The organism is Thermoactinomyces sp. DSM 45892 (genome assembly GCF_900107305.1).
GTDB lineage: Bacteria > Bacillota > Bacilli > Thermoactinomycetales > Thermoactinomycetaceae > Baia.
Genome location: NZ_FNPL01000049.1, coordinates 1 through 1,267, shown reverse-complemented (window position 1 = coordinate 1,267; position 1,267 = coordinate 1). Strand labels below are relative to the sequence as shown.

General features: G+C 43.7%; 1 protein-coding gene. It reads right to left on the bottom strand.

The window, feature by feature from the left end:
- Positions 1 to 52 precede the first annotated feature (52 nt).
- On the bottom strand, positions 53 to 1,267 hold a 1,215-nt coding region (locus tag BLU58_RS15955; protein WP_093293850.1), incomplete at its 5' end, for an FtsK/SpoIIIE domain-containing protein.

Below are 1,267 nucleotides of genomic sequence, written 5' to 3'. Positions count from 1 at the left end.
TAGACAACGATCGTGTAAAGGAATAGCAAGATGTCAGGAGTAGACGCCGATTTTAGGCATGGTCTTCTTTGATTCGATCCCCTAGAGGTTCTGGTTGATTGGATTCCTGTTTCCGTGTTTTATAGGTTTCCAAGTCTTCTACATTGCGAGAGTGGAGGTCTTTCTTAAAATCTTCTAGGGAGTAGTTAGCAAAACTAAAGTTGGTGAGTTCCTCCCCTTTCATGATGTATCCCTCTCCTTTGGGAAGACGTTGCAGTTTCTTGTGTTCGGAGCCGAAAGCCATATCGAAAGCGGTTTCTGATCCACCGAGTACGACTTTCGTGGTAAGGTTCTCTCGGATGACAGTAGGAAGGAAGCTACTATCTGGACGTTGTAGAATGAGCATGAGGTTGACACCTGCTGATCTACCACGCAAAGCAATGTCCCGGATTTTATCAAAGAGTTGATCTCGCTGGGTTTTTCCTGTTTCTTTCTCTTTCTTGTTTGACAAGGTTTCGACTAAGAAAATGAACTCATCTACTAAGAGAAAGTAAGGCTTGTAACCTAATTCTCTATAATCATTGACGCCCTGAGTCTTCATTTCCTCGAAACGCCGTATTACTTCCTGATGCGCTTCTTCTACATAGTCCACGAATTCTTTTTCGCTTGTGGCGACATCATAGCCTAGTTTCTTCATGAAGCTAAACTCGACAAACTTTCCATCGACTACTTTTAGAATCCAGTCTTGAGGGAATTGAATGAGCAGATTGCGTACAAAGGTACTTTTGCCCGATCCGGTTAAGCCGACGATGAGACAATGGGGGAACTCGTTGAAGTCCCAGTCAAACCGCTCCCCTAAGCGGTAACCGAGTCCGATCGAGTGGCTATCATCTTCCTTACGTGGAACATAAGATGCATCAAGTTGCTGGTGTTGAAAGACCATCATGCAATAACCGTTTTCAATCTTGGTTTTCACGAGTGGAAGCTCTAGCGCATGTGAGAAGGCTTCTGCTTTTGTGAGCCATTCTTTTGACATTTGACCTGGTATGAATCGAAAACGCATGTAGTAGTTAAAAGGGTCTTTCAGGATTTCGATTTTCGGAAAGATTTGCTTGGTCTCTAGAACCGTTTCCCGTCCAATCTGTCGCTTTACTTTCTCTTCGTATCCAAGACCGCAACCTAGCATCGTTTCTCTTAGCAACTTAGAGACCTTTATTCCATCCCGATGATTTCTCCAGTAGTCACGAAAGAAGCGATCTGTTTTCAAAATGGTTTCCCGTGTCTTAGA